The sequence below is a fragment of the Sphingopyxis sp. genome (genome assembly GCF_016793825.1).
Lineage (GTDB): Bacteria > Pseudomonadota > Alphaproteobacteria > Sphingomonadales > Sphingomonadaceae > Sphingopyxis.
The window spans coordinates 45103-60809 of record NZ_JAEULM010000011.1 but is presented as its reverse complement, the minus strand read 5'-3'; the positions used below and the strand labels follow the sequence as shown (position 1 = coordinate 60809).

12 protein-coding genes and 1 pseudogene are annotated in these 15707 nt (G+C 64.6%); 7 read left to right on the top strand and 6 right to left on the bottom strand.

Annotated elements, in window-relative coordinates; genetic code table 11:
* The first annotated feature begins 22 nt into the window (after positions 1-22).
* Positions 23-739: an SDR family NAD(P)-dependent oxidoreductase gene (locus JNM03_RS02400; RefSeq protein WP_234180854.1), complete on the top strand. Its 717-nt coding sequence runs from the start codon at positions 23-25 to the stop codon at positions 737-739.
* Positions 740-749: 10 nt separating this feature from the next.
* Here JNM03_RS02400 and JNM03_RS02395 read toward each other — a convergent pair whose 3' ends face one another.
* The 4 genes from JNM03_RS02395 to JNM03_RS02380 all read right to left on the bottom strand — a co-directional run bounded on the left by JNM03_RS02395 (position 750) and on the right by JNM03_RS02380 (position 8887).
* On the bottom strand, positions 750-3686 hold the full coding sequence (locus JNM03_RS02395; protein ID WP_234180852.1) for an SEC-C metal-binding domain-containing protein: 2937 nt from the start codon (positions 3684-3686) through the stop codon (positions 750-752).
* A complete protein-coding gene (locus JNM03_RS02390) occupies positions 3683-4468 on the bottom strand; it encodes a hypothetical protein (RefSeq protein ID WP_234180849.1) in 786 nt (261 codons plus the stop codon). The genes JNM03_RS02395 and JNM03_RS02390 overlap by 4 nt, the downstream gene beginning before the upstream one ends.
* 39 nt (positions 4469-4507) lie before the next feature.
* Positions 4508-7471 (bottom strand): TrlF family AAA-like ATPase, encoded by a 2964-nt coding sequence (locus JNM03_RS02385; RefSeq protein ID WP_234180846.1) that lies wholly within the window; start codon positions 7469-7471, stop codon positions 4508-4510.
* A 510-nt stretch (positions 7472-7981) separates the two neighbouring features.
* The gene (locus tag JNM03_RS02380; protein WP_234180844.1) at positions 7982-8887 is read right to left on the bottom strand and encodes an endonuclease; all 906 of its coding nucleotides are present in this window, start codon (positions 8885-8887) and stop codon (positions 7982-7984) included.
* A gap of 140 nt (positions 8888-9027) precedes the next feature.
* On the opposite strand from JNM03_RS02380, the gene JNM03_RS02375 reads away from it, so the two are divergent.
* On the top strand, positions 9028-9303 hold the full coding sequence (locus tag JNM03_RS02375) for an HU family DNA-binding protein (protein ID WP_037553418.1): 276 nt from the start codon (positions 9028-9030) through the stop codon (positions 9301-9303).
* A gap of 248 nt (positions 9304-9551) precedes the next feature.
* On the opposite strand, the gene JNM03_RS02370 is transcribed toward JNM03_RS02375, so the two are convergent.
* Positions 9552-10064 carry an SOS response-associated peptidase family protein gene (locus tag JNM03_RS02370; RefSeq protein ID WP_234180841.1) on the bottom strand — a complete coding sequence of 171 codons (513 nt, stop codon included), beginning with the start codon at positions 10062-10064 and terminating at the stop codon, positions 9552-9554.
* Between the two features lie 55 nt (positions 10065-10119).
* On the opposite strand from JNM03_RS02370, the gene JNM03_RS02365 reads away from it, so the two are divergent.
* Positions 10120-10737, top strand: a complete 618-nt coding sequence (locus tag JNM03_RS02365) for an SOS response-associated peptidase (RefSeq protein ID WP_234180839.1) — start codon at positions 10120-10122, stop codon at positions 10735-10737.
* Positions 10734-11171 (top strand): DUF1810 domain-containing protein, encoded by a 438-nt coding sequence (locus JNM03_RS02360; protein ID WP_234180836.1) that lies wholly within the window; start codon positions 10734-10736, stop codon positions 11169-11171. The genes JNM03_RS02365 and JNM03_RS02360 overlap by 4 nt, the downstream gene beginning before the upstream one ends.
* 12 nt (positions 11172-11183) lie before the next feature.
* Here JNM03_RS02360 and JNM03_RS02355 read toward each other — a convergent pair whose 3' ends face one another.
* Positions 11184-11741, bottom strand: a complete 558-nt coding sequence (locus tag JNM03_RS02355; protein WP_234180834.1) for a cytochrome b — start codon at positions 11739-11741, stop codon at positions 11184-11186.
* A 221-nt stretch (positions 11742-11962) separates the two neighbouring features.
* Between JNM03_RS02355 and JNM03_RS02350 the strand changes: the two genes are divergently transcribed.
* From JNM03_RS02350 to JNM03_RS02340, 3 genes and pseudogenes are all read left to right on the top strand, one after another.
* The gene (locus JNM03_RS02350) at positions 11963-12751 is read left to right on the top strand and encodes an ImuA family protein (RefSeq protein ID WP_234180832.1); all 789 of its coding nucleotides are present in this window, start codon (positions 11963-11965) and stop codon (positions 12749-12751) included.
* Positions 12657-14462, top strand: coding sequence for a DUF6504 family protein (locus JNM03_RS02345; protein WP_326490201.1), 1806 nt, complete (start codon positions 12657-12659; stop codon positions 14460-14462). The genes JNM03_RS02350 and JNM03_RS02345 overlap by 95 nt, the downstream gene beginning before the upstream one ends.
* Positions 14459-15691: pseudogene (locus tag JNM03_RS02340) on the top strand (PHP domain-containing protein); the annotation flags it as partial. The gene JNM03_RS02345 and the pseudogene JNM03_RS02340, both read left to right, overlap by 4 nt.
* Between the last annotated feature and the right edge of the window lie 16 nt (positions 15692-15707).

The window sequence follows — 15707 nt, the reverse complement described above, 5'->3', positions numbered from 1 at the left end:
GGCGCATTCCAGGAGCTTGACCGTGAACAGAGCGATCATAGTCGGCGCGAGTTCGGGGATCGGCCGAGAGCTGGCGATGCTGCTCTCGCGTCATGGCTACTCGGTTGGCGTCACCGGTCGGCGCCGCGACCTGCTCGCCGATCTCGCTGGCAATTCTTCCGGTTCGATAATCTACGAGGCTTTCGATGTGGCCGACACGAACGCGATGCAACGCGGACTCGCCGCCCTGATCGAGCGGCTTGGCGGGCTCGACTTGCTGGTGATCAGTGCCGGGGTCGGCCACATAAATGCCGATCTTGACTGGGCGGCGGAACGCGAGACGATCGCGGTGAATGTGGAGGGGTTCGCGGCCGCGGCCAATATCGGCATGCAGCACTTCCTCGCTCAAGGCACGGGGCATCTTGTGGCCATTTCGTCGATCGCGGGATTACGCGGCGGCGGCGACGCGCCTGCCTACAATGCGTCCAAGGCCTTCGTCTCCAACTATATGGAGGGGCTTCGCCAGAACATGGCACGCCGGGGCTTGCCGATCGCAACGACCGACGTGAGGCCCGGCTTCGTCGACACCGCAATGGCGAAGGGTGACGGACTCTTCTGGGTTGCGTCGCCTGAAAAGGCGGCAAACCAGATCTACGGCGCCATTCGCGCCCGCAAATCTCATGCCTATGTCACCAAACGCTGGCGGCTCGTCGCTGGCCTGATGAAATTTCTGCCGAAGGCTATCTACGATCGCCTCTAGCCGCTCGCGATCACCGCCCGTGGCAGATTTTGAATTTCTTGCCAGAACCGCAGGGACATTTTTCGTTGCGGCCGACCTTTTTCCTCGGCTCAACCTCTCCGGGGGTACCGCGACGCTGATCGAACAGCGCCTGCAAAGGGGCAGGAATCACAACTTGGCGCTGCGGGGGACCGCCCTCGCGCCGAACCTCGCGAATGATGGCCTTCTGCTCCTGGAAAGCCGCGCGATGGTTCGGATCCATCGCGTCCTCGAACGGTAGCAGCCGCTCGACCTCATTCGCCGCCGCATCATGCTCGCCACAGTACGCAAGAACCACCGCATATAGAGCGCGAGCTTCGAGAACGCGTCCCGCGAGGCCCGCGCCTTGCAAGATGGGGAATATGTTCCGTTCGAAGGCTTCACGGGCGCTTATGAAGTCGTTCACCCGGACCAGTTCTTCGACAAGATCGAGACCAACCCGGACGAACGACTGGTAGGATTGCGACAGCTCGTAGAATTTCATCGCATGGATGCGCGCAAGAGTAGATCGTTGGCTCCGCCGACCCAAGGCCTGCGCGTAAAGATCGTGACTGTCTGCCAGATGCTTCAGCCGATCGGTGAGATCTTCGTCTTTACGGAGAAGCTCCCGAAGTTCGGGGGCGTTTCGTCCTACCACATCGCTGGGCCTGATCCCGAGCTCCCGATAATATTCGTCGATGAGGGCGAGTGCCTCACTTACCGCTGTATCGTTGTCGCCGAGCTTGAAGAGGGCGAGGGCGCGATTGTAACGAAACACGCGCAGATGTTCGGGCTGGTCGGGAAGTCGGTCCGCAACTTGGTCAAGCATGGCCCGGACGCCATCAATGTCGCCAAGCTCGGACAAGAGCAACATCTGCTTCATGCCCCAGGCCATCCACTCCTCGTCGCCGAGCTCGTTCGCCCTCAGCAGCGATTCCATCTCGTCGACCCGCTCCCGGCCGGCCTCATAATCTCCCTCCCGCAGATCGTTGAAGACCAGGCCGTCGAGCGCCCACAGTCTTGTCTCGGCATCTCCGTTCGGATCGGCCGCGATCGTCAGCAGATAGGGTTCGATTTCCGGCCAGACCCCGAGTTCGTGGAACAATTCGTCTGTGGCAAACTGCACCAATATTCTCGCCTGACCGAGAAGCCCGAACAGACGGATGAGCAGTCCTAACTTCGCGAGGCTCCAGTTGGTCCGGATCGAGCTTACGATGACCCGCTGCAGCGAGCCCAAGGCTTTCTGCTCGAAGTCCTGACCCTTTGCCGAGACGTCCGCCTTGCCGAGAATCCTCACCGCGTCGTGAATTTTTAAGCCGCTATTCCCGAATAATTCCAGCGCACCCGTTGCGGGAAGCGCGCGCAACCGGGCCGTGGCCGCCTTCGCGTCGATGTCGCACGCGGCTTGAAGCAAGGCACTGGCTTCGTCCCGTGAGAGCGCGACATCGGCGAGGCTCAGGACCGCGATCGTTTCTCTGTCGGCCGGCGGCAAGCCTTCGAACGCGCGCCTCAGGATAATCTCTTGAGCCGTCTCGACGATATTGGTCTGCTGCTCGATATCCGTACAAAAGGCCCGAATATCGCCGCCATATTCGCGCGCCGCGATCGTCGCCGCGTTGAGCACATAAAATGGCAGGCCTCCGGTAATTCTGGATAGCCGCTCGCAATCGCCGAAATCGGCACGGCAACCAGCATCTCGAACTGCCGCCGCGATAGTGTCTTCGTCCCAGCCGTTCAGAGTCTCGGCTTGAATATCTAGTCCTGCTTCGAGTTCGGCGATGTGCCGACCCGGTTGGCTCAGCAGGACAAATCGGAGATTGGGGCCCCGTGCTACCAGCGCCTCTATATCGGCCGCGGGAATGCGGTGGCTGTTATCGATGACGACAGCCGCGTGAAGGCCGTCTTCGCCGAGCTTGATGCTCAGTGCGCTCACCATGTCCAATCCGCTCGCGCCCGGCAGAAGAATTTCGCCGAGCTTGTCGTTGGAGCGACCGAACATCTTCGCCGCCACTTCGCGCGCTACCGCTGACGCGAGCGCGGGTCCCGGCGTGTCCCCAACGTCGAGATAGGTGACCGGGAGCGCAGCATGGACCGCGGCCTCGGCCATCCAGGCGGTTTTCCCCGAGCCCGAAAGTCCCGCTATGATGCGGACGGGCTGGTCACTTAGCAGGGCGGGTTCGTCGACCTGGGCGCGGTACACCGGGGGGGGCGCCGGAAGCTGCTGCATCTGGACCACGAGCTGCTCGAACAGGTCCGGCAATTCCTCGCGGGAAAAACTGTGATCCTCGCGCGGAGGCGTGCCAGCGGATGCGAGCATGACCATGGCGGCCAACTTCCAGGTCAGCGTCTCCGGCCTGAGCAACCCGAATGGCAGCTGCGCCGCGAGATCCGAGCAATATGCAGCCATACCGGCAACATTGTCGGTAGGTCGAGGCAGGCAATTGTCGGAGGGCTCAGGACCGCCTGGCCAATGCAGCTCGACATCGTCTGGCCAGTCATCCGCGGCAATCTTCTTGAGCAGGGCTGGCGACGGAGGCGCATTCGTCGCGATCACGAATCTCGCGTCGCCAGCTCGCAGGCCGTTCTGATGCTCCGCACGTATGTCCTCGAAACGCTCTAGTGCTCCTGAAATATCACTGGGGTTGAGGACGTCCTGCCGCGTTTTGACCTGAGCATAGATACGGGCGTCCGGAAGCTGGACTTCAATGTCCTCGTCCCGCTCGACGATGATATGTTCGGCTCCCGCCTTTCCCGCGAGGAGAAGGCACGCTGCCGCGTAAAGATGCTGGTAGAGGAAACCCCTGTGTACGGCCTCGATCCGGATGAGTTGGCGCTCGTCGAGAACGAGGAGTTCGTCGACCGGTGGCTGTGGGCGTCCTGCCTCATCCTCCGCGCGGTCATCGGCCGCATTGTGACCGGAATTGTCTCCGGGATCTTCTGACGCGGTCATCGTGTCGTGAAGGCTGCGACGACCTTGTTCGTCCCGTCCATGAGCAGGCCGCACTGAATGTCGGCGACCAGGACCGTCGAATTCACCGTGATATCGGTCGGATTGCTGATCGTCGTCTTGCCATAGGGGTAGGTGGCGCGAACGACATTCGGGAGCTTCGGCACGACAACAAAGGCAATCTTGGCTTGGGGTTTGAAGGCTTGCGCTTCGGCGACGCTCATGGGGACGGTCCCGATGACCCCACCCTTGTTGGCGATGAAAAGCTCTTCGCCATAGCGCGCCGGTTCCCCCTCGAAGATTGCCTTCTCGGTCCGGGTAATCTTGCTGATGGTGGCCTTTGCCCCGAAGCCATTCTGCGCGGAATAGGTGCCGGTCGTGACCTCGCTGCTCGAAATCGTCACGTCGAGGTTGCTGAGGGTGCTGGCCTTCGGACTTTCGACTTTTGCATAATAGAAGGTGTCCCAAGCGCTGAAGTTCGTATTGTCGAACAGATAGGACTTCACCTCGAAGGCTCCGAGATCGGCATTATAGGCCAGATATTCCGCGCCTTCGATCTTCTTCGAGATGATGAGGGGGCCGGAGCCGCCCGCTGCTGCGAGCCGGGCGCGGTATGCATCGCTGGTCTCGAATTCGTCCTTCGGCGCGACGGGCTTGATGGACGCGATAGCCTGGTCGAAGGTCTGGGGCTGCACCATGGTGCCCGTATAGGCTGCACAGCCCGATTGCGCCTGCGCCAGTCCCGGCGCGCAGATCAGCGCCGCAGCCAGAATGATTTTCCTCATTGGTTTTGCTCCCCCTTGAGCCCGTGCAAAATATCGAGACTAACGCTCCAGGCGAACGCGCAGGCGCCGTGCGCGCTCGCGAAACGCATGTTCCCCGCCCTCGAGAATGTCGCAGACCATCTTGCGGATCGGTGCATCTTCGAGGCCGCCGCTCGCATAGGTGATCTCGGGCAAGCCATCCCCCGGATGCGGGCCGGCCGATGCAACGATGACCTGATCGGCGTCGGTGTTGATCACCAGATTGGCATTATGCGTGACGATGATGACCTGGCGCTTCGCCTTGGCCTTGAGGAACAGGCCGACGAGTTCATCATAGATCGACTTGGGATCGAGATTTTCCTCGGGCTGATCGATGATCAGCGGCCGCTCATCTGCGTTGTCGAGCGCGAGGTATAGTAGCAGGAGTACGATGCCGCGCGTGCCCGGCGAAAGTTTGCGGATGTCCACCCCATCATAATCTACGCTGTATCGGACTTCGATATGATCGGTGCCATAGAGCCAGCGCGCGAACAGCTTGAGCCAGCCGCGGAATGCGGCGGGATCGCTGCGCTGTGCGAGAGCATGTTCGAAGAAGCTCTTCTGATATTTTTGGCGAAACTCCTTCAGCGCCTCGGTCACTTCTTCGGCGGTTCCGCTCTCCCAAACGCCGCGAAGCTCGTCATTCGCAGCCTCGAGCAATTTGCCCTCGCCGCGGAACGGGCCCTGTCGGCGAAGGTCCAGCAGATCCTCGCCGCGCTTTGCCCACTCCGCCATGTCTGCTCGGCGGGTGACAGTGAACGCAAGCTTCCCGAGCGTCCCGCCCGTCTCGTCCATTCGCGCCCGGATGGGTGCGTAAAGGTCGTTGAGGACCTGCTGTTCCGAAAACACCGCTTCGAAGATCCGCCGGTAGCTTGACTGCCTTTCCGTAGGCAGGCCCTTGGCGCGCTCCTCTGCGCCCTCATAGTCCTTCAGCTTGTCCTGCAGGACCGAGAGCAATTCGGTCTCGGTCGTGATTTTCGTCGACAGGGAATTGAACCGTTCGCGTGTTTCCTTGTCGACGTTTATGATATCGCCGAGCCGCCGGATTTCCGCATCAAGCCGGCCAAGGGGAAGTTTCGTCAGATCGGCATCGTCGGCGATGAGCGGGGTCGCTGGATCGGTGATTGCGATATCGATCCCGCGCCACCCGTCACGGTTCTTCCGGGTGGAGGACAGGTTGTCGTTGATGATGCCGTCCACATTGCCGCTGTACTGCGTCAGAAACGGGTCCCACGCCTCTCCGGCTATGCCGGCATCCTTGTGGCGCTCTTGCGCATCGCGCAGATTTTCGGGCGCCTGATGGGTCCGGAAGTCCGAAACCTCGTCCTGGACGAGTAGCAACTTCTGCTCGCGATTGGTCAGGCGCCTAACCCGTGCGCGCACCTCGTTTGCCGCCTCGGTCAGGGCCTCGAGGCGCTTGATCCGGTCCTCGCTGCCTTTGCGGACAAGCTTGCCGCGGTCATCGGTGAGCTGGGTAATCTTGAGCTTCTTCTCGTCGACCTGCTTCCGAATGGCCACGATCTGAGATTGCTTCTCGAGCTCGATGTTGATCCGGTCGGACAATTCCTCGAGCTTCTGTTCTTCGCGGCGTCGCGCCTCGCGGAACCGGGCTGCCTTGAGGTCGCGAAGGTCCGCAAAATCGACGGCGCCCTCGCGCTCGGTCGGGCTGTGCGCGTCAAAGACCACGCGCTCGACTTCCGACAACAGGCCATCGGTCATTCCCTCCGGTGAGCAGAGCGATTCCACGAACTGCTGTGTCAGGTATCGAGCGCGGGCGTAGCCGTCCCATGCCGCCGCGGCATTATCGAGGCCGCGTTCGGTGACAACGCCATTGCCCCAATCGAGCTTCACCGTCGCATCGTCGAGATATTCGCTCGCCCGAACCAGGAACGACTGCATAGGGAGCTGGTCGGCATGGGCATCGCAGCCCGCTGCGATCATGTCGGCCAGCGCGGTCTTGCCGGACCCGCGCGCACCAATGATCGCGACGAGGCCCGGGTTGAGATCGATCACCGAATTAGGGGCCCACGGCGCATTCGTCAGGGTCACACGGCGGATCGTCTCGGACGGCGCAGCTGCGGGCGGCGCCTCGGTCCCGACGTAAGCGCGGCCTTCGGGATCGATGCAGGCCTGCTTCAGTCCGTCGAATGTCGCCGCCCCCTTGATCCAGGTATAGCGGTCGCCATCGGGCGCGCCCGTTCGTTCCACAGAATGCCCGTCGCTGCCGTGCATGCACGGCTTGAGCCCGCCGTAGGTCTCGCAGATATGCTCGCGACTGGTTTTTCGGCCGAGCCAAAATTCACGTTGCGCCGGGCTCGACGCGAACATGATGTGAGCAAAATGTTCAATCTGCTGGCGCAAAGCCTGGTCTGCGCCATCTTGAAGTCCCGATGTCCCATCGCCCTTCGCGCCGGCGACCGCGATCAGGATATTCTCCTGCGCCCAGCTCATCCCCTTATATTCTTCACGGAGCTGATCGAAGCTTACCTTGAATTGTTCGGAGCCGTGGCGAAGCGCTGAACGATCATCGGTCAGCTCGGAATTGAGCGACCGTCCCAAGCGGATCAGCTCCGAAGGATTGCAGGCGAAGGTGTCGGTCGTGGTCTTGAAGGTCAGGCGCTGAAGGAAGCGCGTGAGCTGCTCGATATGATCGGGATCGTCGGGGCAGACGAGCAGATGGGCGTTGATCCACGACCGCGCGGTTCCCACGCTGAACCGAAGCTCGATATTCGGAAAGATCAGGTCGCAGTCCTTGAGGCGACCTTGCTCCTTGCGCGCGCGAACCTCCTTGTAGAGTTCAAGCCCGTAATAGTCGGTAATACCGAGCGCGCGGATCGCCGGCGTCGCACCCTCGATCGCGGCAAGATAGGCTTCCCAATCGCCCTTGAACTGGTCGTTGAAGATCGTGCCCGGGGCGTGGACGTGAGGATCCCATCGCAGCCACAACGATCCCGGTCCGATCGATTCCTCTTCCCCCACGGTCATGGCGCGGCACGCTATCGTCAACAGGGGGGAAACGGAAGTGCCGGCGCCAGATCAAACCATTTTGGATCTATTTTGTGCCGGGGCCTGCGGCCTGATCGCAGGGCGGCTCGGGCTCGCCGGAACCGCAGGACTTGCCGGCCGTTTCCCAGTGGCAACGTCCATAGGAGCTGTCATGGCAAGCGCACCGCCCGACCCGCATCCCGATTCTCCCCCGACCGGCCCCGAGCAAGTTCCGGAGCAGGTTCCCCTTCCTGATGATGACGGTCGGGAAAGTGTCGAGGACGTGCCTGACGCAGAATGATTGGCGAGCTGCTTGGCTTCTCGCTTGCGGCATGGCGCCCGCATATCTGCGGAGCGGAAATGGTAAGCCCCGCTACATCTCTGCAGCTGGGCTTCCCTAGATTTCATCCGAAGATGCCATCAAATTCTGCCATTCTTTCGTCTGGACAGGTAAGTGAAACGTGCCGGGCGCGGATGGTTCCGTAGGTTACTTCGAGGCCCGGAATTTTTCTATCGCCGCAGCGTGACCGCGATCGGGCAGTGGTCCGAGTAATGCTTCTCGCCGGGCGCATAGAGCGTCTCGCTGAACCCCGTCCGGTCGGCAGCGGCGCGCCGGTCGAGCACGATATGATCGATGAAACTGTCGTAACGCGGATCGCAGGCCGGCGGCTTGCCCGCGTCGGCGAGGGTCAGATCGGCGTTCGCCGGATCACCATCGTCGATTTCGGTCCAGATCATATCGCCGGGAAGCGCGAGCCGGCGGTTCCAGTCTCCAAGCACCGCGAAGCGGTCGGGCCCGGCGGCGGCCCCATCGATCCAGGCTTCGAGCGCCGGAATCTGATCCTGGAATATGGGGCAGGCCTTCGCCTCGCTCCCGGAGAAGCAGCCTGACTTGAGGTGGATGCCGAGAAGGCGGATCGGTGTGCGGCCCTCGGGGCGGAGCGTGATGTCGACGCCCGAGCGAAGCTGTTCGTTGCCGCGCATCAGCGACGTCACATCGGCATGGCGATCGAAGGCCATGTCCTTGCGGATCGCAAAACCGACCGCCTGGCGGATCACCGTCTGCGACGGGAACTTGCCGCCGCAGGTGCCGCCCGGCGCGCCCTTCCGGGCTTCCATGATCACGACATATTTGGCGGGGTCGAAGACCCGCGCTGCGGCGGCCTCATTCTCGGCTTCCTGAAAGGCGATCACATCGGCGTCGAGGTCGTCGACGATGCGGCGCATCGCTGCATAATCGCTGTCATCCCTGGGGTTGCAGCCTTCGCCGTTCCTCGCGGCGAGAAATTCAAGGTTCCAGCTCGCGAGCTTGATCGGTTTCGATGGAATAGTCGGGTTTGCGGGTGCGGAGGTCGCGGGCGCGCAAGCAGTGGCAAGCAGGAGAAGCGCGGATGCGATGAGGCGGTGGGGTAGCATCGGCCGCTACTGCCGCACGTCGCCACCGAGTGCAACTCGCCGTTCCGCGCCTTGGCGCGGCGCAGATGGCGCCGATCCGTCCGCGGCGCTATAGCGCCCGCCCGGCCGGGATCCTTCCGGTCGCTCAAGGAGATGATTTTATGAACCACGCCGAACTGTCGGACAGCGTCGCAACCGCACTTGGTCTGAGCAAGGCCGATGCGAAGAAGGCTGTCGATGCCGTTTTCGCCGCGATCACCGACGCCGCCGCCAAGGGCGACGAAGTCTCGGTGAACGGCTTCGGCAAGTTCAAGGTCAAGGAATCGGCCGCGCGCGAAGGTCGTAACCCCTCGACCGGCGAAACCATCCAGATTGCGGCTTCGAAGAAGCTGACCTTCGGCGCCGCGAAGGCCGTCAAGGACCGTCTGAACGGCTGAGCCGGTACGTCCCGCCGGTGTGCCGACGGGACGGCCGCGCGGCGGCATGTCGGGCGCGGCATCTGATGAGCGCGCTCTGGCCTCGCAGGCTCGGCCAGGGGTCGCACTTTTGTTTTGGCCGCGCGGCACACTCGGCTCGCTATCCTTGCGGTGCGTCGGCTAGGCACGGACGCGCATCGCACGCCGCCCCGCTGCGGGCTCGCCAAGAGTGCGGTTGTGCGGGCCCTGCGGGCCGGCGACATCATGATCTAGAGCGGAAGCTCTGCCTGTTTGCGCAAAGGCTCAACGAACAGCGTATGACGCGGTGGTTCCTCGAACAGCAGCTCGTTCGGCAGGCTGCCGTCGAGCCAATGGTTCGCGTCGCGCCGCTGGATGATCACGCCGTGGCGCGACTGATAAGGAATGACATCGGCGCCCGCCGGGATGGTGAGGATGCGGTAGGACAGCGGCCAGTCGGCAAGTGGCGGGTCCCACACTGCGGCGAGATAGAAGAAATTGCCGCTGTCGAGCGTCACCCGGTAGCGGTGGTCGCCGGTTCCCATGCGGAACTCGGACGCCGGGATCAGGCAGCGGCGCGCCGGGAAGGCACGGCCCTCGGCGCGCACGAAACGATAATTGATCCCGTCGTTGAACCGCGGGTCGGAACCCCAAACCGCTTTGACCATTTCGATCTCGGTCATATTGTCGGGATTGCGCCGGACGAGCGCCTGCACGCCTCCGCTCGGGGCGTCGGGATCGAAAGGGGTTGGCGCGATACCCATATGTGGAACATAATGGGAACGATGTTGAGTCGCAAGGGCGAGGGGACCGACGCGCATGTGCAATGATTATCGGCTCGAGGTAGACATCGCGTCGATCGCCGAAGACTTCGACAACCTCCAGATCAAGATCGATATGCCCGAGGGCGCACCGAACGTGCCGGCGCGCGAGGATGTCCGCATCACCGATACCGCGCCGATCGTGAAGAGCAGCGACGGCGCCTCCGCCGGATCGATTGTCAACCGGCGCTGGAGTTGGCCCGGACAGGGCGGCAAACCGGTCTATAATGTGCGCTCGGAGCGCCGCGATCTCGGCATGCAGCGATGCCTCGTCCTCTGCGACGGTTTCTACGAGTTCACCGATCCCACCGACCCCGCGCAAAAGCGGCTCGACAAGTGGCTGTTCACGATGAAGGACCATCGCTGGTTCTGCATGGCCGGTGTGTGGCGCGACAGCCATGTCGGCGAAGCCTTCAGCCTCCTGACCATGGACGCCGGTCCCGACATCGCACCCTATCACCATCGCCAGATCATTCCGCTGCCACGCGATCAATGGGCCGCCTGGCTCGATCCGCGCGTTCCGGCCGAGGACATATTGAAATGGCTTCCCGAAGGCAGCCTTGAGGTCACGCAGGTATATGGCAAGCCCCCTGCGCAAGGCGCTCTTGCCTTATGACAAACGAAGAGGGGCTCGACCTGTTCGTGACGGCGCAGGAGCAAATCTATGCGCGCGCGCTCGGCGAGATTCGCCGCGGCAAGAAGTGCTCGCACTGGATGTGGTTCATATTCCCGCAGCTGGCAGGCCTTGGCCGAAGCGCGACGTCGAAGCTCTACGGTCTCGCGGGAGCCGATGAGGCGCGGGCCTATCTGGCCCATCCGCTTCTCGGCGCGCGCTATGCCGAATGCGTCGAGGCGATCCAGGACCTGCCCGCAAGCGACCCGGTGGCGGTCTTCGGCGAGGTCGACACCGTCAAGCTGCGTTCGTCGCTGACGTTGTTCGAGGCCGTGAGCCGGCGGCCGCTCTTCTCCGCCGCGCTCATCCGCTGGTTCGGCGGCGAGCGCGATGAGCGCACCCTGGGCCTGCTCAGCCGCGACGACAGCATGCCGTGACGCCGACGCGTGTCAGCCGCGCGGATTGCGAAACAGCGGCAGCATCCGGTGAAGCACTTCGTCCTTGTCGAAAAAATGATGCTTGAGCGCGCCGAGAACATGCAGCCCAAGCACGACGTAAATGGCCTTCACCATCAGCTTGTGTATGTCGCCGAGCTCTTCCGCGAGATCCTCATTCAGCGGTAGCGGAAGATTGGGTGCGGGCACGGCGCCGTAAAGCGGCACTTCGGGCGCGCCGCCCGCCGACGCTGCGGCCCAGCCGAGAAGCGGGGCGCCGATCATCAGCACATAAAAGAGGATATGGGTCGTGCGCGCGAGCAGCCGTTCCCATGACGGCATGCCGCCGGGGAAGGCCGGCCAGGGATGGCCGAAGCGCCAGCCGAGCCGGATAAGGCTGAGCGCGAGGATCGTGATCCCGACCGATTTGTGCAGCTGATAATAGCCGAGTTTCTCGCTGTCCGAGGCGTCCTCCATCCAGCCGCCAAAGGTGGCATTGGCGATGATCAGGATGGCGATCGTCCAGTGCAGGACGATCGAGACGGTGGAATAGCGGCTGTGCTTCTCGCGCATGATTCGCCTCGCAATAGGTCCGTCACCGGTCTTCCAATGCTTTGGCGGCGATCCTCGTTCCGTCAGCACGACGCAGCCGTCACGATCATGAGCCCAATTTGTTGCGCTTTTACAGAGGCTGAGCGGAAGGCGCACACCGATTCCCGGCGGTTCGTCGCGGCCCGCTTGACGCGCCCTTTGACTCGGTGGAACATAAAGGGAACATTTGAGTCGATATTCCCATGAGCACGACGCCCCAATCTGCACCTCGGCCAAGTGCCAGAGATATCGACGTGCTTCGCGCGGCGGTGGCGCGTGCAGCCGCCTCGCGCGGGCCGGTCCTGCCGTTCGGCGTCGGGCCGGTCGATCATCTTCTCGCTGGCGGCGGGCTCGATGGCGCAGGCCTGCATGAGGTCGCGGGCGCCTCGGCAAGCTGGAGCGACGACGCTGCGGCAACGCTCTTCGCGGCTGGAATCGCGTCGCGCTTCGCGGCGGCGCCCGACGTGTCGGCGCTCTGGGCGCTCACGCGGTTCGATCTCTATGCCCCCGGTCTCGAACAGGCGGGGCTCGGTCCGGACCGCGTGCTCTATGCTCAAGGCAGGACCGACAAGGAACTGCTGGCGCTGTGCGAGGACGCGCTGCGCGATGGTTCGCTCGCCTGCGTCGTTGCCGAAGTGAAAGCGGCCGATCAGACCGCGACGCGCCGGCTGCAACTGGCCGCATCCGAGGGCAACACGCCGATGATCCTCTATCGCCGGTACCGGCGTTACGGCCAATGCCCGCTCGCCGATCCGTCGCTCGCAATGACCCGCTGGCGCATCGGCATCTTGTCGTCGGGCCGCCTCGCCTCGCCCGGCGTCGGGCGCGGGCGCTGGAATGTCGAGCTGGTCCGGCAGCGCGGCGGGCCGCCTTTTTCCCTCGAACTGGAGGCGTGCGATGACCAGGGTCGCCTCGCTCTTCCTGCCGCAACTGCCGATCGAGCGGTTGCGCCGGGCAGAACGGACACCGTTGCATTCGGGCACGCCGCCTGATCGGGCGCGGGCTGGTCCGCGCTGCCCCGAGCCTGTCGACGACAATCCCGGCACCTGTTCGGTGCCGCGCGGCGGCGGCTGGCGTCCGGGCGCGCGCTGGGCGCAAGGCACGCACTCCGGCAGGCCGTCGCTCGACGCCCTCCCGGCGCACCAGCGACCGACGATGCGCGAGCTGGGACGGCGGAGCGAAGCTGCCGCACCGGTGTTCCGGGCGTTGCGCTCGGACGACGGGACGTCGGGCGGGCTCGCTGCGCCGCTGCCGCCGCTCTGGGGCCTCCGTCCGACGATCGTCGTCGCGCGAACCGGCCAGCGCGACGTCGTGACCGCCGCCTGTCCGGCGGCGCTCGATCTCGGCCTCGTGCCCGGCATGGCGGCCGCCCATGCGCGCGCGCTGGTCTCCGATCTCGACATACTCGACGCCGCACCCGACGCCGATCGCGCGTGGCTCGATCGCCTTGCGCTCCACGCCGCCCGCTGCTGGACGCCGACGGCGGCGGTGTCGGGCACCGACGGGCTGTGGCTCGACCTGTCGGGCACGACGCATCTCTTCGGCGGCGAAGAGCGTTTCGCGGCGCGTCTGCTCGGTTTTCTGCGGCGCCTCGGCTTCACCGCGCGTGTCGCGATCGCCGGCACGCCGGGCGCCGCGCACGCGCTCGCGCGCTATGGCGGCGCGGGCGTGGGGATCTTGCCGGAAGGAGGCGAGAGCGACGCGCTGGCGCCTTTGCCGCTGGCGGCGCTCCGGCTGGCGCCGGAGGCGCTCGCCGCGGCGGCGCGCTTCGGGATCGAGCGGATCGCCGATCTTTATCCGATGCCGCGCGGGCCCTTGGCCCGGCGGCTCGGGCGCGGCGCGGTCGAGCGGCTCGATCAGGCGCGCGGCTTTGTGCCCGAGCCGATCGTTCCGGTCGTGCCGTTCGACATGCCCGAGGCGCGCCGTTCCTTGCTCGAACCGATCGGGACCGCCGAGGCGATCGAGCAGGTCATCGCCGACCTGCTCGGCGATCTCGTGCTCGCGCTGCGCGAGCGTAGTCTTGGCGTGCGGAGCCTCGTCTTGCGCTGCGACCGGCTGGACATGGGCGCGCAGTTCATCACCGTCGGGACGGCGCGCGCGACGCGCGACGCGAAACATCTGATGCGCCTGTTCAGACTCCGGATCGACCGGATCGAACCGGGGCTCGGGATCGAGACGATGGTTCTCGCGGCGCCGCAGGTCGAAGCGCTGGCGCCCGAGGCGATCGCCGCCGCCCTCGACACGGCACGCCAGGCGCCCGACCTCGCTCCGCTCGTCGATGCGCTGGCCGGCCGCGCCGGCGATGCCGCGCTGTTCCGCCTGTCCGCGATCGAAAGCGATGTCCCCGAGCGCGCGATCGTGCGCGCCGGGCCTTTGGTCAAGCCCGCCGGCTGGCCCGTCTGGCCGCGGCCGATCCGGATGCTCGCGCGGCCCGAGGCGCTGTCGGGCGTCGTCGCCTTGCTTCCCGACCATCCGCCGCGCCGCTTCGCGTGGCGCGGGCGGAGCTATGCCGTGGTCGCAGGCGATGGCCCCGAGCGGATCCATGGCGAATGGTGGCGTCGTCCCGGCGAGATGTGGGCGGTTCGCGACTATTTCCGGGTCGAGGCGACAAGCGGCGAGCGCTTCTGGCTCTTCCGCCGCGGCGACGCGATCACCGACAAGACGGGTGACCTCAGCTGGTACATGCATGGCGTGTTCGGATGACGGAACCCGTTACGACCTATGTCGAACTCTACGCCACGAGCCATTTTTCCTTTCTGCGGGGGGCCTCTTCGCCCGAGGAATTGTTCGCGGCCGCCGTTGCCCTCGGCCATTCGGCTCTCGGGCTTTGCGACCGGGGCAGTGTCGCCGGCATGGTGCGCGGCCTGTCGGGACAGGAAACAACCGGCGTCCGGCTGATCGCGGGGACGCGCGTCGACCTCCGCGACGGTCGCTCGATCCTCCTCTATCCGACCGATCGCGCGGCCTGGTCGCGGCTGACCCGGCTGCTTTCCTTGGGGAAGGCGCGCGGCGGCAAGGGCAATTGCTGGCTCGACTGGCCCGATGTCGCGGCCGCGGCCGAGGGCCTCGTCGCGATCCTCCTGCCCGGTGAAGCCGACGAGCGGGCGCGGCTCGATCTCGCCGAGCTCAGCGGCGCCTTCGGCCCGCGCGCCTTTCTCGCGCTCGCGCTGCGCCGCCGGCCCGGCGATTTCGCGCGGCTTCGCGCGCTCGATGCGCTGGCGCAGGAGCTCGGGGTGCGGAGCGTCGCGCTCGGCGACATCCTCTACCATGCGCCCGAACGGCGCCCGCTGCAGGACGTGCTGACCGCGATCCGCGAGAAGACGACGGTCGATGCACTCGGGTTCAAGCGCGAACGCTTCATGGACCGGGCGTTGAAGAGCCCGGCCGAAATGGAAAGGCGCTTCGCGCTCTTCCCCGACGCGATCGCGGCGACCGCCGACATCGCGGCAGCCTGCCGCTTCGACCTTGGCGAGATCCGCTACCAATATCCCTATGAGCAGGTGATGGAGGGCCGCACCGCGCAAGAGGCGTTGGCGGCGTTGACCGAGGAAGGTGCGAACCGGATGTTTCCGGGCGGCGTGCCGCCTGCCTATCGGAAGCAGATCGCGCATGAGCTGCGCCTGATCGGCGAGCTCGGCTACGCGCCCTATTTCCTGACCGTCAATTCGATCGTCGCCGAGAGCCGGCGCCGCGGCATATTGTGCCAAGGGCGCGGGTCGGCGGCGAACAGCTGCGTCTGCTTCCTGCTCGGCGTCACCTCGATCGACCCGATCAAGCACGAGTTGCTCTTCGAGCGCTTCGTGTCGGGCGAGCGCAAGGAGCCGCCCGATATCGACGTCGACTTCGAGCATGAGCGGCGCGAGGAAATCATCCAGTGGATTTACGAGACCTACGGCCGTCATCGCTCCGCGCTGACCGCCGTGGTCACGCGATCGTGGAGGAGAAGCC